At 61.2% G+C, this 25,966-nt stretch carries 25 protein-coding genes; 17 read left to right on the top strand and 8 right to left on the bottom strand.

Annotation, left to right across the window (positions count from 1 at the left end; genetic code table 11):
• Positions 1-5: 5 nt before the first annotated feature.
• From ftsX to ftsY, 3 genes are read right to left on the bottom strand one after another with little or no spacing between them, the layout of a single operon-like run.
• Positions 6-1,031, bottom strand: a complete 1,026-nt coding sequence (ftsX, locus tag ASG55_RS10850) for a permease-like cell division protein FtsX (RefSeq protein ID WP_056786359.1) — start codon at positions 1,029-1,031, stop codon at positions 6-8.
• Positions 1,028-1,699 (bottom strand): cell division ATP-binding protein FtsE, encoded by a 672-nt coding sequence (gene ftsE / locus ASG55_RS10845; protein ID WP_016772715.1) that lies wholly within the window; start codon positions 1,697-1,699, stop codon positions 1,028-1,030. The genes ftsX and ftsE overlap by 4 nt, the downstream gene beginning before the upstream one ends.
• Positions 1,696-3,174: a signal recognition particle-docking protein FtsY gene (ftsY, locus tag ASG55_RS10840; RefSeq protein ID WP_056786356.1), complete on the bottom strand. Its 1,479-nt coding sequence runs from the start codon at positions 3,172-3,174 to the stop codon at positions 1,696-1,698. The genes ftsE and ftsY overlap by 4 nt, the downstream gene beginning before the upstream one ends.
• Here ftsY and ASG55_RS10835 point away from each other — a divergent pair.
• The 7 genes from ASG55_RS10835 to ASG55_RS10805 all read left to right on the top strand — a co-directional run bounded on the left by ASG55_RS10835 (position 3,173) and on the right by ASG55_RS10805 (position 11,220).
• The gene (locus ASG55_RS10835) at positions 3,173-3,367 is read left to right on the top strand and encodes a hypothetical protein (RefSeq protein ID WP_056786354.1); all 195 of its coding nucleotides are present in this window, start codon (positions 3,173-3,175) and stop codon (positions 3,365-3,367) included. The two genes, ftsY and ASG55_RS10835, sit on opposite strands and share 2 nt — an antisense overlap.
• 415 nt (positions 3,368-3,782) lie before the next feature.
• Positions 3,783-5,138, top strand: a complete 1,356-nt coding sequence (locus ASG55_RS10830; RefSeq protein WP_041476824.1) for a M16 family metallopeptidase — start codon at positions 3,783-3,785, stop codon at positions 5,136-5,138.
• On the top strand, positions 5,131-6,621 hold the full coding sequence (locus tag ASG55_RS10825; RefSeq protein WP_056786349.1) for a M16 family metallopeptidase: 1,491 nt from the start codon (positions 5,131-5,133) through the stop codon (positions 6,619-6,621). The genes ASG55_RS10830 and ASG55_RS10825 overlap by 8 nt, the downstream gene beginning before the upstream one ends.
• A complete protein-coding gene (gene rsmD, locus ASG55_RS10820) occupies positions 6,621-7,223 on the top strand; it encodes a 16S rRNA (guanine(966)-N(2))-methyltransferase RsmD (protein WP_041476826.1) in 603 nt (200 codons plus the stop codon). Before ASG55_RS10825 ends, rsmD begins: the two co-directional genes overlap by 1 nt.
• Before the next feature lie 108 nt (positions 7,224-7,331).
• A complete protein-coding gene (locus ASG55_RS10815; RefSeq protein WP_056786346.1) occupies positions 7,332-8,672 on the top strand; it encodes a M16 family metallopeptidase in 1,341 nt (446 codons plus the stop codon).
• Complete coding sequence (locus ASG55_RS10810) at positions 8,669-10,141, top strand: M16 family metallopeptidase (protein WP_082530280.1); 1,473 nt, start codon at positions 8,669-8,671, stop codon at positions 10,139-10,141. Before ASG55_RS10815 ends, ASG55_RS10810 begins: the two co-directional genes overlap by 4 nt.
• 71 nt (positions 10,142-10,212) lie before the next feature.
• Positions 10,213-11,220 (top strand): hydrolase, encoded by a 1,008-nt coding sequence (locus tag ASG55_RS10805; RefSeq protein ID WP_056786337.1) that lies wholly within the window; start codon positions 10,213-10,215, stop codon positions 11,218-11,220.
• Positions 11,221-11,401: 181 nt separating this feature from the next.
• Here ASG55_RS10805 and ASG55_RS10800 read toward each other — a convergent pair whose 3' ends face one another.
• Together ASG55_RS10800 and ASG55_RS10795 are read right to left on the bottom strand one after the other, a co-directional pair.
• Positions 11,402-12,256, bottom strand: coding sequence for a sulfurtransferase (locus ASG55_RS10800; protein WP_056786334.1), 855 nt, complete (start codon positions 12,254-12,256; stop codon positions 11,402-11,404).
• A 31-nt stretch (positions 12,257-12,287) separates the two neighbouring features.
• Positions 12,288-12,959 carry a TetR/AcrR family transcriptional regulator gene (locus tag ASG55_RS10795; RefSeq protein ID WP_016772708.1) on the bottom strand — a complete coding sequence of 224 codons (672 nt, stop codon included), beginning with the start codon at positions 12,957-12,959 and terminating at the stop codon, positions 12,288-12,290.
• Between the two features lie 147 nt (positions 12,960-13,106).
• Here ASG55_RS10795 and ASG55_RS10790 point away from each other — a divergent pair, with 147 nt between their 5' ends.
• The 5 genes from ASG55_RS10790 to ASG55_RS10770 all read left to right on the top strand — a co-directional run bounded on the left by ASG55_RS10790 (position 13,107) and on the right by ASG55_RS10770 (position 17,831).
• Positions 13,107-14,537, top strand: a complete 1,431-nt coding sequence (locus tag ASG55_RS10790) for a coniferyl aldehyde dehydrogenase (RefSeq protein ID WP_056786331.1) — start codon at positions 13,107-13,109, stop codon at positions 14,535-14,537.
• Positions 14,538-14,566: 29 nt separating this feature from the next.
• A complete protein-coding gene (locus ASG55_RS10785) occupies positions 14,567-15,112 on the top strand; it encodes a hypothetical protein (RefSeq protein ID WP_056786327.1) in 546 nt (181 codons plus the stop codon).
• Between the two features lie 131 nt (positions 15,113-15,243).
• Positions 15,244-16,839, top strand: a complete 1,596-nt coding sequence (locus tag ASG55_RS10780; RefSeq protein ID WP_056786325.1) for a GMC family oxidoreductase — start codon at positions 15,244-15,246, stop codon at positions 16,837-16,839.
• 115 nt (positions 16,840-16,954) lie between these two features.
• Positions 16,955-17,434, top strand: coding sequence for a pantetheine-phosphate adenylyltransferase (gene coaD, locus ASG55_RS10775; RefSeq protein WP_003229157.1), 480 nt, complete (start codon positions 16,955-16,957; stop codon positions 17,432-17,434).
• A gap of 145 nt (positions 17,435-17,579) precedes the next feature.
• The gene (locus ASG55_RS10770; RefSeq protein ID WP_003195146.1) at positions 17,580-17,831 is read left to right on the top strand and encodes a YfhL family 4Fe-4S dicluster ferredoxin; all 252 of its coding nucleotides are present in this window, start codon (positions 17,580-17,582) and stop codon (positions 17,829-17,831) included.
• A gap of 125 nt (positions 17,832-17,956) precedes the next feature.
• Here ASG55_RS10770 and ASG55_RS10765 read toward each other — a convergent pair whose 3' ends face one another.
• The 3 genes from ASG55_RS10765 to ASG55_RS10755 are packed head-to-tail and all read right to left on the bottom strand — an operon-like array spanning position 17,957 to position 19,974.
• Positions 17,957-18,280 (bottom strand): hypothetical protein, encoded by a 324-nt coding sequence (locus ASG55_RS10765; protein ID WP_056786323.1) that lies wholly within the window; start codon positions 18,278-18,280, stop codon positions 17,957-17,959.
• A 56-nt stretch (positions 18,281-18,336) separates the two neighbouring features.
• Positions 18,337-19,149 (bottom strand): bifunctional DNA-formamidopyrimidine glycosylase/DNA-(apurinic or apyrimidinic site) lyase, encoded by an 813-nt coding sequence (mutM, locus tag ASG55_RS10760; RefSeq protein WP_056786320.1) that lies wholly within the window; start codon positions 19,147-19,149, stop codon positions 18,337-18,339.
• Positions 19,150-19,161: 12 nt separating this feature from the next.
• On the bottom strand, positions 19,162-19,974 hold the full coding sequence (locus ASG55_RS10755) for an HDOD domain-containing protein (protein ID WP_161984078.1): 813 nt from the start codon (positions 19,972-19,974) through the stop codon (positions 19,162-19,164).
• Positions 19,975-20,202: 228 nt separating this feature from the next.
• Between ASG55_RS10755 and ASG55_RS10750 the strand changes: the two genes are divergently transcribed.
• From ASG55_RS10750 to ASG55_RS10730, 5 genes are all read left to right on the top strand, one after another.
• Positions 20,203-20,742, top strand: a complete 540-nt coding sequence (locus ASG55_RS10750) for a type 1 glutamine amidotransferase domain-containing protein (RefSeq protein ID WP_016772701.1) — start codon at positions 20,203-20,205, stop codon at positions 20,740-20,742.
• Positions 20,743-20,904: 162 nt separating this feature from the next.
• Positions 20,905-22,101 (top strand): class I SAM-dependent rRNA methyltransferase, encoded by a 1,197-nt coding sequence (locus tag ASG55_RS10745; RefSeq protein WP_016772700.1) that lies wholly within the window; start codon positions 20,905-20,907, stop codon positions 22,099-22,101.
• A gap of 452 nt (positions 22,102-22,553) precedes the next feature.
• Positions 22,554-23,627 (top strand): SagB family peptide dehydrogenase, encoded by a 1,074-nt coding sequence (locus tag ASG55_RS10740; RefSeq protein ID WP_056786314.1) that lies wholly within the window; start codon positions 22,554-22,556, stop codon positions 23,625-23,627.
• Positions 23,624-24,601 carry a diiron oxygenase gene (locus ASG55_RS10735; protein WP_056786311.1) on the top strand — a complete coding sequence of 326 codons (978 nt, stop codon included), beginning with the start codon at positions 23,624-23,626 and terminating at the stop codon, positions 24,599-24,601. The genes ASG55_RS10740 and ASG55_RS10735 overlap by 4 nt, the downstream gene beginning before the upstream one ends.
• Positions 24,594-25,826 carry an MFS transporter gene (locus ASG55_RS10730; protein ID WP_056786308.1) on the top strand — a complete coding sequence of 411 codons (1,233 nt, stop codon included), beginning with the start codon at positions 24,594-24,596 and terminating at the stop codon, positions 25,824-25,826. The genes ASG55_RS10735 and ASG55_RS10730 overlap by 8 nt, the downstream gene beginning before the upstream one ends.
• Positions 25,827-25,966: the final 140 nt, after the last annotated feature.

Raw genomic sequence — 25,966 nt, 5'->3', positions numbered from 1 at the left:
AGATTCTACTTCGGCGCCAGCTCCCTGAGATGACGTGCGACTGCAATCCATGCACCGATATAACCCAACAGCACCGCGCCAAGCAAGAGCGACAGACCGTCGGCCACTGGCACACCGGCCAGGGCGAAATCACTGCCGTACAAGCCGGCCAGTCCGACCACCGCATCGTTCAGCCAGTTGAGGCCGAACGCCAATACGCCCCAGGACAACAGCCCTGCACCGAAGCCATACAACGCGCCCATATAAAGGAAAGGGCGGCGCACATAACTGTCAGTGCCGCCGACGAGTTTAATCACTTCTATCTCGGTGCGGCGGTTTTCAATATGAAGACGAATGGTATTGCCTATCACCAAAAGTAATGCAGACACCAACAACACCGTCAGACCGAAGACAAAGCGGTCACCAAGCTTGAGGATGGCGGCCAGACGCTCGACCCAGACTAGATCAAGTTGCGCCTGTTGTACCTTCGGCAGCTCGGAAAGTTTTTGTCTTAATGCTTCGAGTGTCGGCTTGTCGACTTCGTTCGGTGTCACCAGCACCACACCCGGCAACGGGTTGTCAGGCAGCTCACGCAGGGCTTCGCCCAGGCCGGACTGCTGCTGGAATTCTTCCAGCGCCTGATCGCGGCCGACATATTCGGCATCAGCTACCCCGGGCATGCCTTTGATCTGCTCACGCAGCGCTTCGCCTTGCTCCGGGCTGGCGTCGAGTTGCAGGTACAGTGAAATCTGCGCCGCGCGCTGCCAGGAACCGCCGAGACGTTCGACGTTATTGAGCAACAGCGACAGCCCCATCGGCAGACTCAACGCCACGGCCATCACCATGCAGGTGAAGAAGCTGCCGATCGGCTGTTTGCCGAGACGGCGCAGGCTGTCGAGCAGGCTGGCGCGATGGCTTTCGATCCAGGCGCTAAACAGCGTGGCGAAGTCCGGGCCGTCGTCATCGTCGTGCTTTTTCTTTTTCTGCGGTTGCGGATCGGCGGCCTTCGGGGCCACGCGCTCGGAAACCTTCGGACTGCGTGTCGCACTCATACCCCGGCCTCCCCGTCGCCGATCAGGCGGCCGCGTTGCAGGGTCAGCATGCGATGACGCATGCGCGCGATCAGTGCCAGATCGTGACTGGCGATCAGCACGCTGGTGCCCAGACGGTTGATGTCTTCGAACACACCCATGATTTCGGCGGCCAGACGCGGGTCGAGGTTACCGGTCGGTTCGTCCGCCAGCAGCAAGGCCGGGCGATGGACGATGGCGCGGGCAATGCCGACGCGCTGTTGCTGACCGGTGGACAGATCGCCCGGGTACAGATCGGATTTGTCCGACAGCGCCACGCGTTCCAGCGCCGAATCGACGCGCTTGGCGATCTCGACCTTGGACAGGCCGAGGATCTGCAGCGGCAAGGCGACGTTGTTGAACACCGTGCGATCGAACAGCAACTGGTGATTCTGGAACACCACGCCGATCTGTCGGCGCAGGAATGGAATCTGCGCGTTGCTGATGGTGCTCAGGTCTTGCCCGGCGAGCAGCAATTTGCCGCTGGTCGGCCGTTCCATTGCCAGCAACAGGCGCAACAGCGTGGATTTACCGGCACCGGAGTGGCCGGTGACAAACAAGAACTCGCCACGACGGACTCGAAAGCTCAGCTCATGCAAGCCGACGTGACCGTTCGGGTAGCGTTTACCGACCTGTTCGAAACGAATCATGAACGCTCCCGCTCGGCAAACAGTGCCTGGACAAAGGGTTCGGCTTCAAAGGTACGCAAATCGTCGATGCCTTCACCGACGCCGATGTAGCGAATCGGCAGGCCGAACTGCTTGGCCAGGGCGAAAATCACCCCGCCCTTGGCGGTGCCGTCGAGCTTGGTCAGCGCCAGACCGGTCAGTTCGACGGTCTGGTTGAACTGCTTGGCCTGGTTGATCGCGTTCTGGCCAGTGCCGGCGTCGAGCACCAACAGCACTTCATGCGGCGCGTCGGCGTCGAGCTTGCCGATCACCCTGCGAACCTTTTTCAGCTCTTCCATCAGGTTGTCTTTGGTGTGCAGGCGACCGGCGGTGTCAGCGATCAGCACATCGATGCCACGGGCCTTGGCCGCTTGCACGGCGTCGAAGATCACCGAAGCGGAATCGGCGCCGGTGTGCTGAGCGATCACCGGAATCTTGTTGCGCTCGCCCCAGACCTGCAATTGCTCTACCGCCGCAGCACGGAAGGTGTCACCAGCGGCCAGCATGACTTTCTTGCCTTCCAGTTGCAGCTTCTTCGCCAGTTTGCCGATGGTGGTGGTTTTGCCGGCGCCGTTGACGCCGACCACCAGAATCACGAACGGCTTGTTCTGCGAGGCGATTTTCAGTGGCTGTTCCACCGGTTTGAGCATTGCGGCCAGTTCGGCCTGCAGGGATTTGTACAGGGCGTCGGAGTCTGCCAGTTCCTTGCGTGCAACCTTCTGGGTCAGGCGCTGAATGATCTGCGTGGTGGCTTCAACGCCGACGTCGGCAGTGAGCAGACGGGTTTCGAGGTCGTCGAGCAGGTCATCGTCGATGGTCTTGCGCCCGAGGAACAGGCTGGCCATGCCCTCGCCGATGCTGGCGCTGGTCTTCGACAGGCCTTGCTTGAGGCGGGCGAAGAAACCGGCTTTGGTTTCTTCGGTGCGCGGGGTTTCGACTGGCGCTTCTACAGGGACTTCGACCGGCACGACCGGAGCGACAACCGGCGCAGCGGCAATCGGTGCAGGCTCCGACGGCGGGACAACCGGGGCGGCGGGTTCAGAAATGACCGGCGCTGGCTCGACAACCGGCTCAGGCACAGGCTGCGCAGCCACCTCGGCAACCGGCGCAGGAATCACCGGCGTCACATGTGGCGCCGCTTCTTCAACCAGGGCCACCGGCTCTTCTGCCACCGGCAAGGTCAGCCACGGCTCGGCGGCGGGCGTCAGCGGCAGTTCGGGAGCGGCGGGCGCTTCCGGCTCGGCTTCAACCTCCGGTTGCAGCACCGGCTCGGCGATCGGCAGCACAATCGGCGCCGGCTCTTCTTCTATTACAGGAGCTGGCGCGGGGGCCGGTTCAGGAATCGCGGGCGGCTGTTCGACGACGGGTTCCTGCGGTTTTTTCCGCAGCCATCCGAACAGGCTTTTCTTCTCGCCAGCCGCAGCTGGGCTCTTCTTGTCGTCGTTGGAACCAAACATGGAGGACGGCTATCTCACGGTAGCGACGCGCCAACAGGGCGCCCCGGCAAATAAATATTCGATGCAGAACAGACTGTGTTTCACCCAGCTTGTTCACGCGCAACATTTTGTCGAGGCACCGAAGGCACCTCAAACTTCAATTAACACGAAGGACTGGAGCGGCATCGTCGGCGAAAATGCGCAGTTCAGATGAAAAACTGCTGCTATCCGCGACAAACCCATACAGCCTGACCGGGTATCGAAACCTGATAGGCGTGGCCGCCAGTAAAACGGATCAGTATCCTAGGGCGTGTCATTGATCATTACCAGTACCGCGTGGCCGCCTGAAAACGGGCCAGACAAGGCGCAGGCCGCAGGGAATGTGCTTTCCTTGCCAAGGACTGCAACGCAGTATGGCCCGTTTTCAGGCGCCACCCGGAGGGCCGGGCCTGATAGTGTGCAGGGCTGCGTTGCTCGGAGTTTATTTGGAACAACCAAACCACACTCCTCGCGCCTTGCCCTGCACACTATCAGGCGCCGGCGCGGTACTGGTAATGATCAATGACACGCCCTACCTCTCGCCCGCCGACGCTAAGACCAAGCGGGCAGCCCAACAGGTTGAAAAACGAATGAATGCTCTAGCCCGCCGCGCTGCTGGCCTGCTGCTCAGCGCAGTCTGCCTGCCCCTTTCGGCCCTGGCGGCCGACCCGCAACCGACCCATGAATTCACCCTCGACAACGGCCTCAAGGTCGTCGTGCGCGAAGACCATCGTGCGCCGGTGGTCGTTTCGCAGATCTGGTACAAGGTCGGCTCCAGCTACGAGACTCCGGGGCAGACCGGTCTGTCCCACGCGCTTGAGCACATGATGTTCAAGGGCAGCGAAAAAGTCGGCCCCGGCGAAGCCTCGCTGATCCTGCGCGACCTCGGCGCCGAAGAGAACGCGTTCACCAGCGACGACTTCACTGCTTATTACCAGGTGCTGGCCCGTGACCGTCTCGGCGTGGCGTTTGAGCTGGAAGCCGACCGCATGGCCAATCTGCGCCTGCCGGCCGACGAGTTCGCCAAGGAAATCGAAGTCATCAAGGAAGAGCGCCGCCTGCGCACCGATGACAAGCCGATGTCCAAGGCCTACGAGCGCTACAAGGCCATGGCCTACCCGGCCAGCGGTTATCACACGCCGACCATCGGCTGGATGGCTGACCTCGACCGTATGAAAGTCGAGGAACTGCGCCACTGGTACCAATCCTGGTACGCGCCGAACAACGCCACGCTGGTGGTGGTCGGTGACGTCACTCCGGACGAAGTGAAAACCCTCGCCCAGCGCTACTTCGGCCCGGTCGCCAAACGCGACGTGCCACCGGCGAAAAAACCGCTGGAACTGGCCGAGCCCGGCGAACGCCAGATCACCCTGCGCGTGCAGACCCAACTGCCGAGCCTGATGCTTGGCTTCAACGTGCCGAGCATTGCTACCGCTGAAGACAAACGCTCGGTCAACGCCCTGCGCCTGATCTCCGCGCTGCTCGATGGCGGCTACAGCGGGCGCATCCCGACGCAGCTGGAACGTGGCGAAGAGCTGGTCTCCGGCGGCTCGTCGGACTATGACGCCTACACCCGTGGTGACAGCCTGTTCACCCTGTCGGCCACGCCAAATACGCAGAAGAAAAAGACCATCGCCCAGGCCGAAGCCGGCCTGTGGAAACTGCTTGAGCAACTGAAAACCACCGCGCCGTCTGCCGAAGAGCTGGAACGCGTCCGCGCTCAAGTCATCGCCGGCCTGGTCTACGAGCGTGACTCGATCACCAGCCAGGCCACCGCGATCGGTCAACTGGAAACGGTCGGTCTGTCGTGGAAGCTGATGGACACCGAACTGGCCGATCTGGAAAGCGTGACCCCACAAGACATCCAGAACGCCGCGAAAAAGTATTTCACCCGCGAACGTCTCAGCGTCGCCCACGTCCTGCCTTTGGAGACGACTCATGAGTGAGCGCAAACCCCCACGCCTGATGCTGCTTGGCCTGATTGCTGTCGCGGTGATCGGCTCGGCGGCTGTGTATCTGTCGCCCGGCGCTGACAGCCACGCCAGCGAAGCCCTGGATAACGCCAAGTCCAGCCAGAAATTGCAATCGCTGGCCGAACTCGATGGCAAGGCCCCGGCCAGCCGCAAGCTCGATGTGCAGACCTGGAACACCGCTGAAGGCGCCAAAGTGCTGTTCGTCGAAGCGCATGAGTTGCCGATGTTCGACATGCGCCTGATCTTCGCCGCTGGCAGCAGCCAGGACGGCAACGCGCCCGGCCTCGCCGTGCTGACCAACGCCATGCTCAACGAAGGCATCGCCGGCAAAGACGTCGGCGCTATCGCCCAGGGTTTTGAAGGCCTTGGGGCCGACTTCGGCAACGGTGCGTTCAAGGACATGGCGCTGACCTCGTTGCGCAGCCTGAGCGCACCTGAGCAGCGTGAACCGGCGTTGAAGCTGTTCGCCGATGTGGTCGGCAAACCGACCTTCCCCGCCGATTCCTTCGCGCGCATCAAGAACCAACTGCTCGCCGGTTTCGAATACCAGAAACAGAACCCCGGCAAACTCGCCAGCCTGGAGCTGATGAAGCGTCTGTACGGCGATCACCCGTACGCGCATTCCAGCGACGGCAATCCGCAAAGCGTGCCGAAGATTACCGTCGCGCAATTGCGCGAGTTCCACGCCAAGGCCTACGCCGCCGGCAATGCTGTGATTGCACTGGTTGGTGATTTGTCGCGAGCCGAAGCCGAGGCGATCGCCAATCAGGTCTCCTCTGCCCTGCCGAAAGGCCCGGCACTGGCGAAAATCGCTGCGCCGCAGGAACCGCAAGCCAGCGTCAACCACATCGAGTTTCCGTCGAAACAGACCAACCTGATGCTCGCGCAACTGGGCATCGATCGCGATGATCCGGATTACGCCGCGCTGTCGCTGGGCAACCAGATCCTCGGCGGCGGTGGTTTCGGTACGCGCCTGATGAGCGAAGTGCGCGAGAAGCGCGGCCTGACCTACGGCGTGTATTCGGCGTTCAGCCCGATGCAGGCCCGTGGCCCGTTCATGATCAACCTGCAGACCCGCGCCGAGATGAGCGAAGGCACCCTGAAACTGGTGCAGGACGTGCTCGCCGACTACCTGAAAACCGGGCCGACACAGAAAGAACTCGACGATGCCAAGCGCGAACTGGCCGGCAGCTTCCCGCTGTCCACCGCGAGCAACGCCGACATCGTTGGCCAATTGGGCGCGATGGGCTTCTATAATCTGCCACTGAGCTATCTCGACGATTTCATGCGGCAGTCGCAGAGCCTGACCGTAGAGCAGGTCCGCGATGCGCTGAACAAACACCTGAGCACGGAGAAAATGGTCATCGTCACCGCTGGCCCGACCGTGCCGCAAAAGCCGTTACCGGCCCCATCTGATAAACCTGCCGAGCAACCGCTCGGGGTTCCGGAGCATTAATGGCCACTCGAGCACCGAAAAAACCTGTGCAAAACGTGCACAACGGCGTGAACCAGCTGCGCATCATTGGCGGCCAGTGGCGCAGCCGCAAGCTGAGCTTCCCCGACGCACCGGGCCTGCGCCCGACCCCGGATCGCGTGCGTGAAACCCTGTTCAACTGGCTCGCGCCCTATGTCGAAGGGGCGAAAGTGCTCGACCCGTTCGCCGGCAGCGGCGCGCTGTTTCTCGAAGCGCTGTCCCGAGGCGCGGCCACGGCCCAGGCGCTGGACGCCAGCAACGTTGCAGTTTCCAGCCTGAAAGAGCACCTCGGCACCTTGCGTTGCAGCAACGGCCAGGTGCAAACCGCCGACGCGCTGCGCTACCTGGAAACCCAGGCCGCGACGCCGTTCGATCTGGTGTTCCTCGACCCGCCGTTCAACCAGAACCTGTTACCAGCGGTTTGTACTTTGCTGGAAGAGCGCCAATGGCTGGCGGCCGATTCATGGATCTACACGGAAAGCGAAACAGCGCCATCGACGCTGGGCCTGCCGGGCAACTGGCGCCTGCACCGCGAACAGAAATCCGGTCGTGTGTATTACGCGCTGTGGCAGCGCAGCGCTTGAACCATCCGTACTGCGCTTTAGCGTGCGGTAGATAGTTACCGCACCCAGTGCCTCGCAGTCCGCCACAGTGGTTACCGCAATCTGCGTTAACCACTGAGGATTTCGCGTATGGATACGCTCTGCAGCCGGATGCTGCTTTTTCTTGGCCTCGCGCCGTTCATGACGCTGGCCGCCACGCCCCCGCCGACTCATCAATTCACCCTGGAAAACGGTTTGCAGGTACTGGTGCGCGAGGATCACCGTGCGCCGCTGGTCACTTCGCATTTGTGGTTCAAGGTCGGCTCGGCAGACGAGGCGCCGGGGCAAGCCGGGCTATCGCACGTTCTTGAACACATGCTCTACAAAGGCAGCCGCAAGACCTGCGCCGGTGAGGCTTCGCGTCTTTTGGAATCCCTGGGTGCCGAAGAAAATGCCTTCACCGCCGAGGACGTCACCGGCTACTACCAGACCTTGTCGCCGCGCTATCTGGGCGTGGTTTTCGAGCTGATGGCCGACCTGATGACGACTGCTGATTTGCACGTCGACGACCTGAAAACCGAACTGGCAGTCATCCGCGAAGAGCGCCAGCTGCGCATCGACGACGATGTCGACGCCGCTGTGCTGGAACACTTCACCAGCCAGGCGCATGTCGCCAACAGCTATCGCACGCCAGTCATCGGCTGGATGCACGACCTGCAGCACGTGGACGCCGAGGAACTTCGCCATTGGTATCAAAGCCGTTACGCGCCGGGCAACGCCGTACTGGTGATCGTCGGCGATGTCACGCTCGCACACGTGCAGCCGCTGGCCGAGCGCTATTTTGGCGCGCTCGCAAATCGTCCCGTGCCGCGCCTGTTACGGCCCGTGGAGCTGAAAGTGCCGGGCGAGCGCAAACTGACCTTGCAGCGCAATGTCCCAGCAGAGCGGTTGCTGATGGCTTTCAATCTGCCCGGACTGGCCACGGCCAAAGACCTGCACACCGTGCACGCCCTGCGCCTGATCAACGCGATACTCGGCGGCGCACATGGCGCGCGCCTGCAAAAGAAACTGATTTTCACCGACCGCGTGCTCAATCGTGTCGACACTCACTACGACGAACGGACGCGCGGCGACAGCCTGCTGATGTTGACTGCCGAGCTGGCCGATCCGCCGCTGACCGATCTTGAAGGTGCGCAAGCGCGGGTGTGGGAGCAGATCGAAACGTTGCGCACCACACCACCGTCGCCGGAAGAGCTCGAGCGGGCACGCACGCAACTGATCGCGCAGCAGGTGTATGCCCGCGATTCGATTCAGGAACAGGCGCGTCAGCTGGCCAGGTTCCAGGCCATCGGCTTGCCTTGGCGAATACTCGATGAAGATGCCGCTGCATTGGCGAAAGTGACGCCGCAACAGATCCGCGAAGTGGCCGCCACGTGGCTGATACCCGAGCGTCTCAGCGTTGCCCAAGTGCGCAAGGTGGACGTCCGATGAGCAGGTCCTCAAGGCGCACGGGGTTGGTCCTGATGTGGCTGTCGGCTGCGGCGGCTTGCGCTGATGGTCAGCCTGAACAAGCGCGGACATCGCGCCTGCAATCGCTCAGCGAAGTCCAAGCGCTGGAAATCAAGCCGCGCGCATTGCAGATCAGGGGCTGGAAAACCCTGACCGGCACCAAGGTGCTGTTCGTGCGCACGAGCGATCTGCCGATGTTCGATATTCACGTCAGCTTCGCCGCAGGCAGCGCCCGCGACGGTAGCCTGCCGGGCCTGGCTGCCACGACCTTTTCCATGCTCAATGAGGGTATCCCCGGCAAGGATTTGTCCGCCATCGTCGAAACCTTCGACGGGCTCGGCGCGCAATGGGAAATGGATATCGATCACGACCGCGCCGTGTTCTCCCTGCGCAGCCTCAGCGATCCGGCCAAGCGCCTACCGGCGATGGATCTGTTGACGCGAATATTCAGCGAGCCATCGCTCAGCGCCCAGCGCCTGCCGCCAGTGAAAGACGAACTGCGCGCCGCGCTCATCGCAGAGCAAGGCGATGCCGCGGGTCTGGCCTCGCAGAGCATCAAGGCACTGCTTGCGCCGGACAGCCCCTACAGCCTTCCGGTGTATGGCACGCAATGGGGCCTCAATGCCGTGACCCGGGCCGCCGTGGAGGATTTCCATCGCCGCTATTACGCTGCCCGACATGCGCAAATCACCCTGGTCGGCGACCTCACTCTGGACCAGGCACAAGCGATCAGCCTGCAGATCAGCAATGCCCTGCCCAAGCCTCCTGACGCGCTGGTATCTTCAGCAATGGCAACACCCGGAAACGTCCAGTCCAGTCACCTGGAACTGAATCAACTGCAGACCCACATTGCCTTTGCCCAAATCAGCGTGCCGCGACGACATGCCGATCACACCGCCTTGTACGCCGCCAGTCAGATTCTCGCCGGAGGCAGCAACAGTCGGTTGATGAATGAACTGCGGCACAAGCGCGGACAGGTTTATGACGTGTATGGCGCCAGCGTCAATTGGGCTGGTGGCGCCGGGTTGCTGACCGTCACCTTGCAGACCGGTAGCTCCATGAGCGACAGCACCGTCGCTTTGGTGCGCTCGATGCTCAATGATTTTCTTCGGCAAGGGCCGACCGCCCCGGAACTCGAGCACCTCAAGCGCAGGCTGGCCAACAGAAATGTGCTCACCAGCGCCAGCAACCGGCACATTCTGGCCAGACTCGTGGAGATCAACCGCTACGACTTGCCGCTCGATCTGGATTACACAATGCAACAAGTGCAGAAGCTGACGGTGGACGACATCAAACTCGCCATGAACCGTCACTTGTCTGTTGATCGCTGGGTGTCGGTTACGGTCGGCCCCAGTGTCGAGCAACAGCCACTGCCTGGACCGGAGGTTGCGCCGATCGGTCAGGCTGAAGAGGACATGTGTCGCGCCGACCCGGGCTTTGTGGCAAGTTAGGCGCTTTCGTTGAGAAGCGATAGCCCGCCCTGTGCGCCGGTCGCTTTACGCAAGACCTGTCGAGATTTGCCGTGCAATCACCGTCCCCGCTTCCCGCCTCGCGTTTCGTTCCGGCCTTCGGCCTCGGCAATCCGCATCTGCAAACCCTGTGGGGGCCGCTGTGGCGCAAGACCGTGCACATCGAGCGCGAACGCGAACGCCTGTGGCTCGAGGACGGCGACTTCCTCGACCTCGACTGGCACGGCCCGCACAGCGCCGAGGCGCCGTTGGTACTGGTGCTGCACGGTTTGACCGGCTCATCCAATTCGCCCTATGTGGCGGGCATTCAAAAGGCCTTGGCCGAGCAGGGCTGGGCCAGCGTCGCGCTGAACTGGCGCGGTTGTTCCGGCGAGCCGAATCTGTTGCCGCGCAGCTACCACTCCGGCGCCAGCGAAGACCTTGCCGAAGCCATCCAGCACCTGCGCGCGAAACGACCGTTGGCGCCGTTGTACGCGGTCGGCTATTCACTGGGCGGCAACGTGCTGCTCAAACATCTTGGCGAAACCGGCAGCAACAGCGGCGTGCTCGGCGCGGTGGCGGTGTCGGTGCCGTTCAGGCTCGACCAGTGCGCAGACCGGATTGGCCAGGGATTTTCGCGGGTTTACCAGGCGCATTTCATGCGCGAAATGGTCGCCTACATCAAGAACAAGCAGCGCCAGTTCCAGCATGACGGACGCGAAGACGGCCTGGCGAAACTGGCCGCGCTCGGCTCGCTGGAAAACATGCGTACGTTCTGGGATTTCGACGGCCGGGTCACCGCGCCGCTGCATGGTTTCACCGATGCCGAGGATTACTACCGCCGCGCCTCGAGCCGCTACTACCTCGGCGAGATCCGCACGCCGACGCTGATTATTCAGGCAGCGGATGATCCGTTCGTATTTCCCCACAGCCTGCCGCAAGCCGATGAGTTGTCAGCCTGCACCCAGTTCGAATTGCAGGCGCGTGGCGGTCATGTCGGCTTCGTCGACGGCTCGTTTCGCCGGCCCGGGTATTACCTGGAGCGGCGCATACCACAATGGCTGGCCGCACTCGGTCATTGAGCGCCGCATGGCCCTTGCAGGCTCGCTCCCACAGGGATTTGTGTCGGCATGAAAATGCATGGCACAACCTGGTTCAATGTGGGAGCGAGCCTGCTCGCGAAAGCGGTGAGTCAGTTGGCATTTAACTCACAGACACACCGCCATCGCGAGCAGGCTCACTCCTACAGAGAGATCGCTGGGTTTATTCGCCCGTGGCAATGCCGCGCGACGGTTCGTTGATCCACTCGCTCCACGATCCGGCATACAGCGCACCCAGCGGATAGCCAGCCAGGCACAGTGCGAACAGGTTATGGCACGCCGTCACCCCGGAGCCGCAGTAGGCGACCAGTTCCGACGGTGAGCGATCACCCAGTTTCGCGGCAAAGCGCTGCTTGAGCTGCTCCGCCGGCAAAAAACGTCCGTCACTGCCGAGGTTTTCGGTGAACGCCGCGCACTGCGCGCCGGGAATGTGCCCGGCGACCGGATCGATCGGTTCCACTTCGCCCTTGAAGCGCGGCAAGGCGCGGGCGTCGAGCAGGGTCAGGGTTGGCTGGCCGAGGCGCTGCTGCAATTGTTCGGCGCTGAGCAACAGGCTCATGTCCGGCTGACCACTGAAGTTACCCGGCGTCACGCTCGGCGGATCCAGGCTCAGCGGCAGGCCGGCCGCGTGCCAGGCCTTGAGCCCGCCGTCGAGAATGAACACGCCGTCGCGCTTGCCCAGCCATGCCAGCAACCACCACGCCCGCGCCGCGTATGCACCCGGGCCGTCGTCATACAAAACCACATCGCTGTCGTTGCTGATGCCCCAGGCTTGCAGGCGCTCGATCAACACCGCCGGCTCGGGCAACGGATGACGCCCGGTCACGCCCTTCTCGACTTTACCGCTCAGATCCCGTTCCAGATCGGCGAAACTCGCCCCGGCAATATGCCCTTCGGCGTAGCTGCGCTGGCCGTAATCCGGATCTTCGAGGGCGAAACGACAATCGAGAATCACCAGCCCCGGCTGCTCTTTGCGAGCGTCCAAAGCTTGTGGGCTGATCAACTGCGCAATCGACATAACGGGCTCCTGTGGAATTCGGCTGAACGGTTTATTTCACGTCTTCAAGGGCCTGCGCCAGCGGCACATAGAACTCGTCGAACAGTGCGTTGACTTCATCCCGCGCCTGATCGGTGACAAACCCTGCCTCAAGCACCAGCACCTGATACACGCCACGCTTCACGGCCTGTTCGCTGAGGTGGTTGGAGTTTTCCCGGGTGGTGCACAGAAAACGCACCCACGAGGTCAGGATGATCCACGCATTGAGGGTCAGCGATTCGATCTGCACACGGTCCATTTTCAGGATGCCGGCGGCGACGAAGCCTTCGTAGATCGCTGCGCCCTGGATCACGCAGCGCTGGGAAAAACGCCGATAGCGCGCGGCCAGTTCCGCATCGCTGTCGAGCAGATGCTCAAGGTCACGATGCAGGAAACGGTAGCGCCACATGGCCGAGAGCAGTTCCTTGAGATAGAAACGCTTGTCCTCGACGGTCGCCGGGCGACCCTGAGGCGGACGCAAAAAGCTGTCCACCAGGGCTTCGTACTCACTGAACAACACGGCGATGATCGCCTGCTTGTTGGGGAAGTGGTAGTACAGGTTGCCCGGAGAAATCTCCATGTGCGCGGCGATGTGGTTGGTGCTGACGCTGCGCTCGCCCTGCTGATTGAACAGCTCCAGGCTGTTCTGAACGATGCGCTCGCTGGTTTTTATTCGTGGGGCCATGGCTTGAGCTTTAATTCAGAGTGCGTAGACGGCGCATCTTACGACCTAACCGGAAATGGATAAAACCTTGCCGTGCACGGAAGTCGTTTGACTTTCTAGAGCTTAGACTCTAAAAAGTGCTCATTACAATAAAATCCGGAGCCCGCGATGACTGCCGACATTGCCTACCTGCAAACCCTGCAACAGCCTCTTGAAACCCTCGATCGGCAGTTCCAGGCACAACGGGCCGCGTACGCCGCCAACCCGATGCCGCCGGCCGCACAGCGGCAACAATGGCTCAAGGCTTTGCGCGATTTGCTCAGCGCTGAGCGGCAGGCATTGATCGAGGCGATCAGCGCCGATTTCAGTCACCGCAGCGCCGACGAAACCCTGCTCGCCGAACTGATGCCGAGCCTGCACGGCATTCACTACGCCAGCCGTCATCTGAAGAACTGGATGAAGCCATCGCGGCGCAAGGTCGGCATGGCCTTCCAGCCTGCTTCGGCAAAGGTGGTTTACCAGCCGCTGGGCGTGGTCGGTGTGATCGTGCCGTGGAACTACCCGCTGTATCTGGCCGTAGGGCCGATGGTCGGCGCCCTGGCGGCGGGCAATCGGGTGATGCTCAAGCTCAGCGAATCGACCCCGGCCACCGGCCTGTTGCTCAAAGAGCTGCTCGCGCGGATCTTTCCCGAAGACCTGGTTTGTGTAGTGCTGGGCGAAGCGGATGTCGGCGTAGCGTTCTCGCGTCTACCGTTCGATCATTTGCTGTTCACCGGTTCCACCAGCGTCGGCAAACACGTCATGCGCGCTGCGGCGGAAAACCTCACGCCAGTGACGCTGGAACTGGGCGGCAAGTCGCCGGCCATCGTCTCCAGAGACGTACCGCTCAAGGACGCCGCCGAACGCATCGCCTTCGGCAAGACCCTCAACGCCGGGCAGACCTGCGTCGCGCCCGACTATGTGCTGGTGCCGGAAGACCGCGTCGGCGCCTTCGTCGAGGCCTACCGTCAGGCTGTGAAAGGCTTCTACCCTACCCTGGCCGACAACGCCGACTACACCGCGATCATCAACGAACGCCAACTGGCCCGACTGAACGGTTACGTCAGCGACGCGACCAGCAAGGGCGCGCTGCTGATCCCACTGTTCGAACAAGGCCAGGGCCGACGCATGCCACACAGCGTGCTGCTCAATGTCAGCGATGAGATGACGGTGATGCAGGACGAAATCTTCGGCCCATTGCTGCCAATCGTGCCTTATCGCGATCTGGAGCAGGCATTCGCTTACATCAATCAGCGGCCTCGTCCTCTGGCTCTTTACTACTTTGGCTACGACAAACGCGAACAGCATCGCGTGCTGCACGAGACCCATTCCGGCGGCGTATGCCTGAACGACACCTTGTTGCATGTCGCTCAGGACGATATGCCCTTCGGTGGCATCGGCCCCTCGGGCATGGGCCATTACCACGGCCACGAAGGTTTCCTGACCTTCAGCAAGGCCAAGGGCGTGCTGATCAAACAGCGCTTCAACGCGGCCCGGCTGATCTACCCGCCCTACGGCACATCGATTCAGAAACTGATTCAGAAGCTGTTCATTCGCTAAACGTTCGTCGACGCCGGGTAATAAAAACAATGCACCCAAGCCTGACCGAAACACCCGCCCTGTCGCGCCGTGGCCTGCTGAAATTCAGCCTCGGCGCCAGCGCGTTTCTCGCCACCGCCGGCCTTGGCGCCAGCCTCACTGGCTGCTCGTCGAGCGTCAGCGCCAACGGCTTCGTCAGTTTGCGCGACGGCGATCTGCTGTTCCTGCGCGCGCTGATCCCGGTGATGCTCGACGGCGCCGTTGCCACCGGGGAAATGCCCGCGGCGGTCGACGGCACGCTGAAGTCGCTGGACTACAGCCTTGATCACGTGTCGCCGGAAATGCTCAAGCTCACTCGGCAACTCTTCGATGTGCTCGGCATGGCCGTGACCCGTGGCCCGCTCACCGGTATCTGGGGCAGTTGGGAAAACGCCAGCCCTGAGGCGATGCGGCATTTCCTCGAACGCTGGGAGAACAGTTCACTGAGCTTGCTGCGCATGGGCCATAGCTCGTTGCAGCAGATGGTGATGATGGCCTGGTACACCCGCGCCGAGTCCTGGGCGCATTGCGGTTATCCCGGTCCGCCGAAGGTCTGAAACCAGGGCGCGGCCTTCGCGAGCAGGCTCGCTCCCACATTTGAAATGCATCCCCCTGTGGGAGCGAGCCTGCTCGCGAAGGGGCCTGCTGCATCACCTCAGCATCCAGAATAATAAAGAGAACCTGACCGATGCCCGTACCCGATCCCTTCCGCGAAGGCCTCGCCCGAGGCTGGAAAACCTACAACGGCGCGCAACTGAGCGACGACCTCACCCTCGAAGCCGACGTGGCGATCATCGGCAGTGGCGCCGGCGGCGGCACCACGGCAGAGATCCTCAGCGCGGCCGGCTACAAAGTCCTGCTGATCGAAGAAGGCCCGCTGAAGACCAGCTCGGATTTCAAACTGCTCGAAGACGAGGCCTACAGCAGCCTCTATCAGGAAGGCATCGGGCGCATGAGCAAGGACGGCGCGATCACGATCCTGCAGGGCCGAGCGGTCGGCGGTACGACGCTGATCAACTGGACCTCGAGCTTCCGCACGCCCGAGCCGACCCTCGAACACTGGGCCAGCGAGCACAACGTCACAGGCCATAGCCCGGCAGAGATGGCGCCGTGGTTCGAAAAAATGGAGCAGCGCCTGGGCGTCGCGCCGTGGATGGTGCCACCCAACGCCAATAACGACGTGATCCGCAAAGGCTGCGAGCACCTCGGCTACAGCTGGCACGTGATCCCGCGCAACGTGCGCGGCTGCTGGAATCTTGGCTATTGCGGCATGGGCTGCCCGAGCAACGCCAAGCAATCAATGATGGTCACGACCATCCCGGCGACGCTGGAAAAGGGCGGCGAGCTGCTGTATCTGGCGCGGGTGGAGAAACTGCTGATCAGTGGCGACAAGGTTACCGGGCTGCATTGCGTGGCGATGGACCAACGCTGCGTCGAGCCGACCGGGCGCAGCATCACCGTCAAGGCGCGGCATTATGTGCTGGCCGGCGGCGGCATCAACAGCCCGGCGCTGTTGCTGCGCTCCGACGCGCCGGATCCGCATGAGCGCATAGGCAAGCGCACCTTTCTGCACCCAGTGAACATGTCCGCCGCGCGTTTCGCCGAGGTGGTCAATCCGTTCTACGGCGCGCCGCAGTCGATCTACTCCGACCATTTTCAGTGGAAGGACGGCACCACCGGGCCGATGGCTTTCAAACTCGAAGTGCCGCCGCTGCACCCGGCGCTGGCCGCCACACTGCTCGGCGGTTTCGGTCAAGAGAACGCGCAACACATGGCTGATCTGCCGCACACCCACGCGATGCTGGCGCTGCTGCGCGATGGCTTCCATCCGGACAGCAGCGGTGGCTCGGTGGAGCTGCGCGGTGATGGCTCGCCGGTGCTCGACTATCAGGTTTCGCAATACGCCTGGGACGGTTTGCGCCGGGCCTTTCACGTGATGGCCGAAATTCAGTTCGCCGGCGGCGCGCAATCGGTGATGCCGATGCACGCCGACGGCCGCTATGTGAAGACACTGGCCGAGGCGCGCTCAATGATCGATGGACTGAGCCTGGAGCTGTACCGCACGCGACTGGGCAGTGCCCACGTGATGGGTGGTTGTGCGATGGGTGAAGATCCGAAAAGCGCGGTCGCCGACAGCCTTGGTCGCCATCATCAACTGCGCAATCTGTCGATTCACGACGGCTCGCTGTTCCCCACCAGCATCGGCGCCAACCCGCAGCTGTCGGTGTATGGCCTGACCGCGCAATTGGCGACAGCCTTGGCTGACCGACTGAAAAATCCATGAAAAAGCAGAATATTCCTATCGTCTATAGTGCTTTCTTACCCAACAGGCGACTTGGCCGACCGGGAAGGCTGCGATACCATCCGACTCCCCAACGGACTCCCGCCAGGACGACGCGATGAACCGAGTGTTGTACCCAGGTACCTTCGACCCTATTACCAAGGGCCATGGCGATCTGGTCGAACGCGCCTCGCGCCTGTTCGATCACGTGATCATTGCGGTCGCCGCCAGCCCGAAAAAGAACCCGCTGTTCCCGCTGGAACAACGGGTCGAACTGGCTCGCGAGGTCACCAAACACCTGCCGAACGTGGAAGTGGTCGGTTTCTCGACGCTGCTCGCGCATTTCGCCAAAGAGCAGAACGCCAATGTGTTCCTGCGTGGTCTGCGCGCGGTGTCGGACTTCGAATACGAATTCCAGCTGGCCAACATGAACCGCCAACTGGCACCGGATGTGGAGAGCCTGTTTCTCACACCGTCGGAGCGTTATTCGTTCATTTCCTCGACGCTGGTGCGGGAGATTGCGGCGCTGGGCGGCGATATCAGCAAGTTCGTCCACCCGGCCGTGGCCGACGCGCTGACCCTGCGCTTTAAAAAGTAGGAGCTGCCGCAGGCTGCGATCTTTGCTTTTAAAGATTGCAGTCTCGTGCCCTTGATCGCCCCCGCGTGCACTGCGAGCGCCAATGCGGCACAATTGCGCGCATTGATTTATAGCGCCCGGGCCTGCCGCCCCGGCTGGAGTTAGCATGTCCCTGATCATCACCGACGATTGCATCAACTGCGACGTCTGCGAACCCGAGTGCCCGAACGCCGCCATTTCCCAAGGCGAAGAGATCTACGTGATCGACCCGAACCTGTGCACCCAGTGCGTCGGCCACTACGACGAACCGCAGTGCCAGCAGGTCTGCCCGGTGGATTGCATTCCACTGGACGAAGCCCATCCGGAGACTGAAGAACAGTTGATGGAAAAGTACCGCAAGATCACCGGCAAGGCCTGATCACTTCAGCGCCTGTACCGCCCTCTTCGCGAGCAGGCTCGCTCCCACATTGGCAATGCATTCCCCTGTGGGAGCGAGCCTGCTCGCGAATGGGCCATCAGCCACACCCCTGAAACCCGATCAGCTCACTCGCGCTGCTCGAACCCCTCCCCCGTACACCCCAGACACCGCACAAACGCCGCTTTCGCCGGGTCTACCACCAGCGCCTGACCGGCATCGCCGACCCCGCCGCCGAGCGCGGTAAACGGCAACGACACCACAAACGCTCCCGCACCGATCACCGTGGCCACCACCAGCAAAGGTCGGGCAATCAGCAGGTCGCCAAGCATGGCGTAGGCCGGGGGATTCTGGATGGTGTATCGCGGGTCACCGCTGCCGTTTTCCGAGGCCTGAACAGCCAGGCTGGAACACAACAGCAGCGTGACGAAGAGGACTTGCAGGACTTTCATGGCACGATCCTTCGGGCTGAGCAGTGAGACTTCTCACTATAGACCCAAGGATTTTTTCAGGTCTGGCAGCGCGGGCAAAACACGCTGGCGCGCTGACCGAGCTTCACTTCACGCAGACCGGTGCCGCAGACCTTGCAGTGTTGCCCTACCCGGCCGTAGACAAACAGTTCCTGCTGAAAGTATCCCGGCTGACCGTCGCCGCCAATGAAATCGCGCAATGTCGTGCCGCCACGCTCAATGGCGGCGGCAAGGATGCGTTTGATCTCGATCGCCAGTTTCAAGTAACGCCCGCGGGAAATGCTTCCGGCTTCGCGGCGCGGGTCGATGCCGGCGGCGAACAGCGCTTCGGTCGCATAGATATTGCCCACCCCGACCACCACCGCGTTATCCATGATGAACGGCTTGACCGCCATCGAGCGCCCGCGTGACAGCTGGAACAGGCGCTCGCCATCGAACAGATCGGTCAGCGGCTCCGGCCCGAGGCGAATCAGCAGTTCGTGATTGAGCGGGTCGTTGCTCCACAGCATCGCACCGAAGCGTCGCGGGTCGGTGTAGCGCAGGGCCAGTCCCGACTCCAGTTCGATATCGACGTGCTCGTGCTTCAACGCCGGCAACCCGGCCTCGACCAGACGCAGATTGCCGGACATGCCCAAATGGCTGATCAGCGTGCCGATCTCGGCGTTGATCAACAGGTACTTGGCGCGCCGCTCGACCAGCACGATGCGCTGCCCGGACAGACGCACATCGAGGTCTTCGGGGATCGGCCAGCGCAGGCGCCGGTCGCGGACGATGACCCGGCTGACCCGCTGGCCTTCCAGGTGCGGGGCAATTCCACGACGGGTAGTTTCGACTTCCGGCAGTTCAGGCATGTTGTCCTCGGATCAATGCGCGCCGAGGTCGCGAATCGTTTGTTTGAGTGTTTCGAAGTCGTAGTCCGACAGACCGACGTAATCGAGCACCAGCGGGCCGACCGCGTTCCACTCGAAATCTTCGCTCTGGTTGCCCAGCACGCGATAAGAGGCGCAGATGTGCTCGGCCATTTTCAGAATCGCCAGCAAGTTTTTCAGCTGGCTGTTCTTCGACGATTCGTCGCTGAAAATCGCCAGCGCGTTGTGGTGGTTGGCGATGGCGGCGCTGACATGCTCCGGCAGGCGCCAGGACTTGGCCGTGTAGTAACCGACCACGGCGTGGTTGGTGTTGAACACACGGTTTTCCGTATCGACCACGCGGCATTCCGGGCTGGCGCTGGCGTAGGCCTCTTCCAGCACGGTCATGTAATTGGGGAAACGCTGCAGCATCAATGGCACGCCGCAATCGTGGAACAGCCCTAATGCATAGGCTTCGTCACCGGCCTGGGTGCCGATGCGCTTGGCCAGGGTCAGGCAGGTCATCGCCACATCCTGCGCGGTGTCCCAGAAACGGTTGAGGGTGACGATGGTGTCGTCGTTCATCTCGCCCTTGATCGACTGCGCGTTGATCAGGTTGATGATCGAGCGGCTGCCCAACAGGTTCACCGCACGCTGGATCGAGGTGATCTTGTTGCTCAGGCCGTAATACGGCGAGTTGACGATTTTCAGCAGCGCGCCGGACAGGCCGGGATCCTGGGAGATCAGCTTGGCGATCACCTCCAGGTCCGGGTCGGGCATGTACTGCTCCATTTGCAGATCCACCATGATCTGCGGTTGCGCCGGCACACTGATGCCTTGCAGCGATTGTTGAATCTGTTCGGTGGTCAGCTCTTGGGACATAAGTACACACTCCGGGGCAGGCGGCGATTCTAACCGCTGAAACGGCAGGGCGACACACCGATGGGCACATCGTCGGAACTTTCATCTGTGCCCAGGCTTCGGAATCTGTAGGGCGCATCGGACCTCAACGGTCCGCTGCGAAGGCAAAATCTCCACAGACTCAGGAGCTTACCGATGGCAACTTCCCTCAATGGCAAACGCGTCGCTATTTTGGTTACCGATGGTTTCGAACAGGTCGAAATGACAGGCCCCAAGGATGCTCTGGAGCAGGCCGGCGTGCAGGTCGATATCCTTTCCGCCGAGGCTGGCACGGTGAAAGGCTGGAACCATGACAAACCGGCCGACGACTTCCCCGTCAGCAACACTTTCCAGGCTGTGAGCGTCGATCAATACGATGCCGTGCTGCTGCCGGGCGGTGTGCAGAATTCCGACACCATCCGTATCGATCAGGATGCCCAGCATCTGGTCAAGACTGCCGCTTCGGCGGGCAAGCCGATTGCCGTGATCTGCCACGGCAGCTGGTTGCTGATCTCGGCAGGACTGGTCAATGGCAAGACCATGACCAGCTACAAAACGGTCAAGGACGATCTGGTCAATGCCGGGGTCAACTGGGTCGACCAGGAAGTGGTCAAGGACGGCAACCTGATCAGCAGCCGCCAACCGGATGATGTGCCGGCGTTCAGTCAGGCCCTGATTGACGCACTGGCTGCATAAGAGCTGAAATCGCTTTCGCGAGCAGGCTCGCTCCCACAGGTGAATGCATTCCAAGTGTGGGAGCGAGCCTGCTCGCGAAGGGGCCATCCGCTTTTCATCGCAGGCCAGACCGGAGCACGCGTCAACACGCTATACTCCCGCTCTTTTTTCCGGAGCGACGTCATGTCCCTGCCTAGCCTGCGCCTCAAAGCCAACGCCGACCGTCGCCTGCGCAACGGCCACTTGTGGGTCTACAGCAACGAAATCGACGTGGCCGCCACGCCTCTGCACGGCTTCAAGGCCGGCGATCAGGCGGTGCTCGAAGCCGCTGGCGGCAAGCCGTTGGGCATCGTCGCCATGAGCCCGAACAACCTGATCTGCGCGCGTCTGCTGTCACGCGACATCAAACTGGCACTCGACAAGTCGCTACTGGTGCATCGCCTGAATGTCGCACTGTCGTTGCGCGAGCGTCTGTTCGACAAACCATTCTATCGTCTGGTCTACGGCGACTCCGACCTGCTGCCGGGTCTGGTGGTCGATCGTTTCGGCGACATTCTTGTGGTGCAGATCGCCTCGGCGACCATGGAAGCGCACAAAGACGACGTGATCGCCGCGCTGACTCAAGTGCTCAAGCCAAGCGGCATCCTGTTCAAGAACGACTCCGCCGCCCGCGACGCCGAAGGCCTCAACCGCTACGTCGAAACCGTGTTCGGTCTGGTACCGGAATGGGTCGCGCTGGAAGAGAACGGCGTCAAGTTCGAAGCGCCGGTCATTCAAGGTCAGAAAACCGGCTGGTTCTACGACCACCGCATGAACCGCGCGCGCCTGGCACCCTACGCCAAAGGCAAACGCGTGCTCGACCTCTATAGCTATATCGGTGGCTGGGGCGTGCAGGCCGCGGCGTTCGGCGCCAGCGAAGTGTTCTGCGTCGACGCCTCCGCATTCGCCCTCGACGGTGTAGAGCGCAACGCTGCGCTGAACGGTTTCGCTGACAAGATGACCTGCATCGAAGGCGACGTCTTCGAAGCCTTGAAGGAACTCAAAGCCAGCGAAGAGCGCTTCGACGTGATCGTTGCCGATCCGCCGGCCTTCATCAAACGCAAGAAAGACATGAAGAACGGCGAAGGCGCCTACCGTCGTCTGAACGAGCAAGCCATGCGCCTGCTGACCAAGGACGGCATTCTGGTCAGTGCTTCGTGCTCCATGCACCTGCCGGAAGATGATCTGCAGAACATCCTGCTGACCAGCGCCCGTCACCTGGACCGCAATATCCAGATGCTCGAGCGTGGCGGTCAGGGTCCGGATCATCCGGTGCATCCGGCCATCGCTGAAACCCGTTACATCAAAAGCATCACCTGCCGTCTGCTGCCCAACAGCTGATTGCGCTTGAACACCGGGGAGCCACTGAGCTCCCCGTTTTTTTTGCGCGCCCTCCCCCCGTTTTTTCACACTCGACATGAGTGTCCTGCCCTCTTCCTACAACTTCTTTCTCGCTGCCTTGCAGGAAGTTTCGTCATGCCTGTCAATCATGGAAATTAAACCTACGCAGTAAGCCTCCTGCAAAAGATCACTCCGACAAAATTACTGGAATATTCCTACTTAATATCCGCTTGCCAATATTCGATTACAAACTAATATGAAGTTGTCGCAACGAAGCGACTCAACTACCAACGAACAAGGAGTTCACATCATGAAAACCATTTATCTCGAAACAGACAAACTCGCCAACCTGGCCTTTCTGGTTGCAGCCACCGGCCACTAAGTAAGCCTGGACGCCGGAGAGTGCCGGCACTCTGGCGTCCATCAGACTTTTTCCCGAGTGACCTGAGCCCATGTATATCAATCCTTTTCTTTTTATATTGCCGCGCCCGCCTGGACAAGTTGTCTGGAACTACAAGAACCACACTCAACACGAACTTGATCTTGATTACTCCCATCGCCTCGCCAGACTTATACACAACCCTGAATTATTTGATCCGAACAACATAATAGACACACAACTTCTGGACGCAGGAATTCTGACAACTTCCAAAATAGACAGCCCGAATTGGGGCTGGGATGAATTGTCGAAGATCTATCACATCGGCACACAAAACATACCTAGCGCACATACGCCTCGGAATATCCACGAGTGGTCCAGGCAATATCTGGCGCACTGCAGCGAAGTGCTGGCGAAGCCAGAACCTGCAGACACCCGGGCGCGGCGATCAGTGCAGCCCCTGATTACCCTGCCCGTACCGGGCGCCATTGATGATGACAGCCTGACTCAGGCCCTGATGAGGCGCAAAACCTGTCGTTCCTACACCGGTGCAGCGGTGACACTGGATGAGGTTGGCACGCTGCTGTATTTGACCCTCGGCTATCTTCCCCCACGCGACAATGCCCACGACGATCCGGTCGCACCGGGTCTCGAGGCACGCCGAAGCTGCCCGTCCGGCGGCGGACTGAACGCCTGTGAGGGATTTGTCCTGGCGCAAAATGTCAGCGGACTGGAACCCGGCATCTACGCCTATCACCCTGCCGAACACGCCCTGAGTCGGATCAATGCGCTGCCGGATCCGGAGCTGGGTCAATTGCTCGGCGGCCAGCATTTCATCAACAACCTGCCACTGGGCGTGTTCATCACTGCAAGGTTTGATCGTCTCTGGTGGAAGTACGAGCACTCGCGTGCCTATCGCATGGCCTTCATCGAAGCCGGTCATCTCTCGCAAACCTTTCAACTGGTAGCGACGACGCTGGGGTTGAACACCTGGTTGACCGGCGCATTTGCCGACGCACAGATTGAAACCCTGCTCGGCATCGCGGACAGCGCCGAGCAACCGTTGTTCTTCGTCGGTTGCGGACAAAGCGATGGCCAGGCCATGTGCCAGGAAATGCGTGATCTGCTCAGCGGAGCACAGTCATGATTCCCACGGCTATGGACGAGAGCGAAGCCCCGGTGTCATGGTCGCTCAAATTCACGCTTCCAGGCTGGGAGAACCGTGCATCGGTACGCAGCAGTGTCCATGACTATCGGTTACCAGGCGATGTCGAGCAGCAATTGCAAACCCGCTACTGGTTACCCCCGGCCTTTGTGCCCTATCTGGCGCATCCGGCCATCCAGGCCAAAGGTCGCGAAACCCTGCACCGCCTTACCGCCAATCATCTGGTGTATTTCCTCGACTACACCACCCTGCTCGAACACCGCATCGTCAACCGCGCGGTGGAAGTCATCGTGCACCGCGAACTGCCCATTTATATACCGCTACCGATGAAACATGCGGCACTGCAGCTGTATACCGACGAGGGCTACCACGCGCTGTTTTCCAACCAGATTGCCGAGCAGATCGCTGCGCTCTACGGCATCACCCGGCGACCGGTCATTCCGAAGCGGATCAGCCGCATGAACGCTTTGATCGCGCGCACGCCGGAGAAAAACCGTGCATTGGCCTGGTTCCTGCTGGGATTTGTCTCGGAAACCATCATTGCCCGCGAGTTGCTGGAGGTCTGCCGCGACACGCTGGTGTCCAGTGTGAGTGACATGTTGCGCGATCACCTTGCCGACGAAGCCCGGCACAGCCGCTATTTCGCCGAAGCCTTCCATTACTTCTGGATTGCGATGAACAGTCGTCAATGCCTGTTCGCCAGCAAGACCCTCGTGGAGATCATTTCCATCTTCTTCGAAGCAGATGAAGGCTGGCTGCAACAAAGCCTGCGTTCGGCCGGTATTGCCGAGATCGACGTGATGGAGATTGTCGGCGGCACGGCAACGGTGCAGGCCAACCGCGCCCGTGCACGCGTTGGCTGCAAACCTACGGTGGAGGCCTTGCACAAGGCGGGCTTCTTTGCATTGCCCCACAACCAGACACTTTTCGCCAAAGCAGGATTGATCGATGGATAAACACAGCCGTGCAACCACCCGCCGACAACAGCGCGGAGCAATCAGCCTGCTGCTGGCGATGATCCTGCTTGGCGTGTTTCCGCTGGATGTGCTGCTGCCTTCCTTTCCGGCATTGGCAGCCCACTTTGGCCGATCGGCAAACGACATCGCGCTGTCGATCAGTCTGTTTGCCGTGGGCATCGCATTTGCCCAGTTATTGATCGGCCCGCTGTCAGATGTGATCGGGCGCAAAGGTCTGCTGCTTGCCGGCATGAGCGTGTCGCTGCTCGGCGCACTTGGCTGCGTGCTGAGCAATGACTACACGCTGTTCCTGATTTTCCGGGTGATGCAGGCGCTGGGATGCGGTTGCTTCGTGCTGTCCCAGGCACTGGTGCAGGATCTGTTCGAAGGCAACGAGCGTGATCGCCTGCGGATCCTGATGGTCACCGCAACGGGCATCTTCATTTCGGTATCACCATTGGCGGGCACGTTTCTGCAAGCCACGCTCGGCTGGCGCGGCAGCTTCTGGGTCTTCATCGCCCTGGCCGCAGCAGTTTTGATCAAGACCTGGCGATTGCTCGATAACAGCCGTCCTCCTCATGATCCCGGCCGCCTTGGCTTCATCCAGTCCTATCAGCGCGTCCTGGGCAATTTCGAATTTGTCGGCTGTTGGCTGATTTCCGCATTCGCTTTCGCTTGCCACTTTTCCTTCATCGTCATTTCCCCGCTGATCTTCATGGAGCAGCTGCAGATGGCACCTTACGATTTCGCCTTGATCCTGCTGATTTACGGCGCCGCCTATGTCTTTGGCGGCGTGCTCGCCAGCGTGCTGAACCGGCATATCAATGCGCAACAGCAGATTTTTACCGGGCTGAGTCTGATCCTGCTCTCGGGACTGGTAATGCTCTATCTGGCCGCCAACCATGATTTGTCAGCTGCGACGGTGCTGATTCCAATGCTCATCTGCACGGTGGGCACGACCATTTCCCGGCCACCGGCTACCTCCCGCGCCATGAGCCTGTTTGCCGAAAATGCCGGCGCATCGGCGTCTGCCGGCAGCACCATCATCTTTATCTGTGGCGGGCTGGTCAGCGCCTTGATCAGCCTCGGCCCGGCCAACCTGCAAGCGACGCTGGGTTACGGCTTCGTGGTGTTGAGCGGCGTATCGCTGTTGCTCAACAGCGTGATTGGCCGTCGCGTCAGCAACCTGCGCAGCAACAGGTTGATGCCCGGAGGCGACCATTGACCCTGCCAGTCGTCATCCCGCGCACCGCATCAGCAAGTCAACGATGCTTTGCGCCATTCCCTCGCGGCGTCAGCGGTGTAGAATCGCCTCATTCATCGCCATTCATCCCCGGCGGGTTTATGAGCTCAGGCTGAGACCAG

This window comes from Pseudomonas sp. Leaf434 (genome assembly GCF_001425545.1).
In the GTDB taxonomy this organism is placed as follows: Bacteria; Pseudomonadota; Gammaproteobacteria; order Pseudomonadales; family Pseudomonadaceae; genus Aquipseudomonas; species Aquipseudomonas siliginis.
The sequence above is the reverse complement of the archived record's forward strand: the minus strand, read 5'-3'. Positions and strand labels throughout refer to the sequence as shown.

What these genes read in the sequence shown, in the direction of transcription:
- ASG55_RS10740 (WP_056786314.1), top strand. Translation starts at nt 22,554, where the DNA reads ATGTATATCAATCCTTTTCTTTTTATATTGCCGCGCCCGCCTGGACAA.
- ASG55_RS10825 (WP_056786349.1), top strand. Translation starts at nt 5,131, where the DNA reads ATGAGTGAGCGCAAACCCCCACGCCTGATGCTGCTTGGCCTGATTGCT.
- ASG55_RS10780 (WP_056786325.1), top strand. Translation starts at nt 15,244, where the DNA reads ATGCCCGTACCCGATCCCTTCCGCGAAGGCCTCGCCCGAGGCTGGAAA.
- ASG55_RS10800 (WP_056786334.1), bottom strand. Translation starts at nt 12,256, where the DNA reads ATGTCGATTGCGCAGTTGATCAGCCCACAAGCTTTGGACGCTCGCAAA.
- ASG55_RS10830 (WP_041476824.1), top strand. Translation starts at nt 3,783, where the DNA reads ATGAATGCTCTAGCCCGCCGCGCTGCTGGCCTGCTGCTCAGCGCAGTC.
- ASG55_RS10730 (WP_056786308.1), top strand. Translation starts at nt 24,594, where the DNA reads ATGGATAAACACAGCCGTGCAACCACCCGCCGACAACAGCGCGGAGCA.
- ASG55_RS10765 (WP_056786323.1), bottom strand. Translation starts at nt 18,280, where the DNA reads ATGAAAGTCCTGCAAGTCCTCTTCGTCACGCTGCTGTTGTGTTCCAGC.
- ASG55_RS10790 (WP_056786331.1), top strand. Translation starts at nt 13,107, where the DNA reads ATGACTGCCGACATTGCCTACCTGCAAACCCTGCAACAGCCTCTTGAA.
- ASG55_RS10785 (WP_056786327.1), top strand. Translation starts at nt 14,567, where the DNA reads ATGCACCCAAGCCTGACCGAAACACCCGCCCTGTCGCGCCGTGGCCTG.
- ASG55_RS10745 (WP_016772700.1), top strand. Translation starts at nt 20,905, where the DNA reads ATGTCCCTGCCTAGCCTGCGCCTCAAAGCCAACGCCGACCGTCGCCTG.
- rsmD (WP_041476826.1), top strand. Translation starts at nt 6,621, where the DNA reads ATGGCCACTCGAGCACCGAAAAAACCTGTGCAAAACGTGCACAACGGC.
- mutM (WP_056786320.1), bottom strand. Translation starts at nt 19,149, where the DNA reads ATGCCTGAACTGCCGGAAGTCGAAACTACCCGTCGTGGAATTGCCCCG.
- ASG55_RS10835 (WP_056786354.1), top strand. Translation starts at nt 3,173, where the DNA reads ATGGAGGACGGCTATCTCACGGTAGCGACGCGCCAACAGGGCGCCCCG.
- ASG55_RS10750 (WP_016772701.1), top strand. Translation starts at nt 20,203, where the DNA reads ATGGCAACTTCCCTCAATGGCAAACGCGTCGCTATTTTGGTTACCGAT.
- ftsY (WP_056786356.1), bottom strand. Translation starts at nt 3,174, where the DNA reads ATGTTTGGTTCCAACGACGACAAGAAGAGCCCAGCTGCGGCTGGCGAG.
- ASG55_RS10735 (WP_056786311.1), top strand. Translation starts at nt 23,624, where the DNA reads ATGATTCCCACGGCTATGGACGAGAGCGAAGCCCCGGTGTCATGGTCG.
- ASG55_RS10770 (WP_003195146.1), top strand. Translation starts at nt 17,580, where the DNA reads ATGTCCCTGATCATCACCGACGATTGCATCAACTGCGACGTCTGCGAA.
- ASG55_RS10810 (WP_082530280.1), top strand. Translation starts at nt 8,669, where the DNA reads ATGAGCAGGTCCTCAAGGCGCACGGGGTTGGTCCTGATGTGGCTGTCG.
- ASG55_RS10795 (WP_016772708.1), bottom strand. Translation starts at nt 12,959, where the DNA reads ATGGCCCCACGAATAAAAACCAGCGAGCGCATCGTTCAGAACAGCCTG.
- ASG55_RS10815 (WP_056786346.1), top strand. Translation starts at nt 7,332, where the DNA reads ATGGATACGCTCTGCAGCCGGATGCTGCTTTTTCTTGGCCTCGCGCCG.
- ftsX (WP_056786359.1), bottom strand. Translation starts at nt 1,031, where the DNA reads ATGAGTGCGACACGCAGTCCGAAGGTTTCCGAGCGCGTGGCCCCGAAG.
- ftsE (WP_016772715.1), bottom strand. Translation starts at nt 1,699, where the DNA reads ATGATTCGTTTCGAACAGGTCGGTAAACGCTACCCGAACGGTCACGTC.
- coaD (WP_003229157.1), top strand. Translation starts at nt 16,955, where the DNA reads ATGAACCGAGTGTTGTACCCAGGTACCTTCGACCCTATTACCAAGGGC.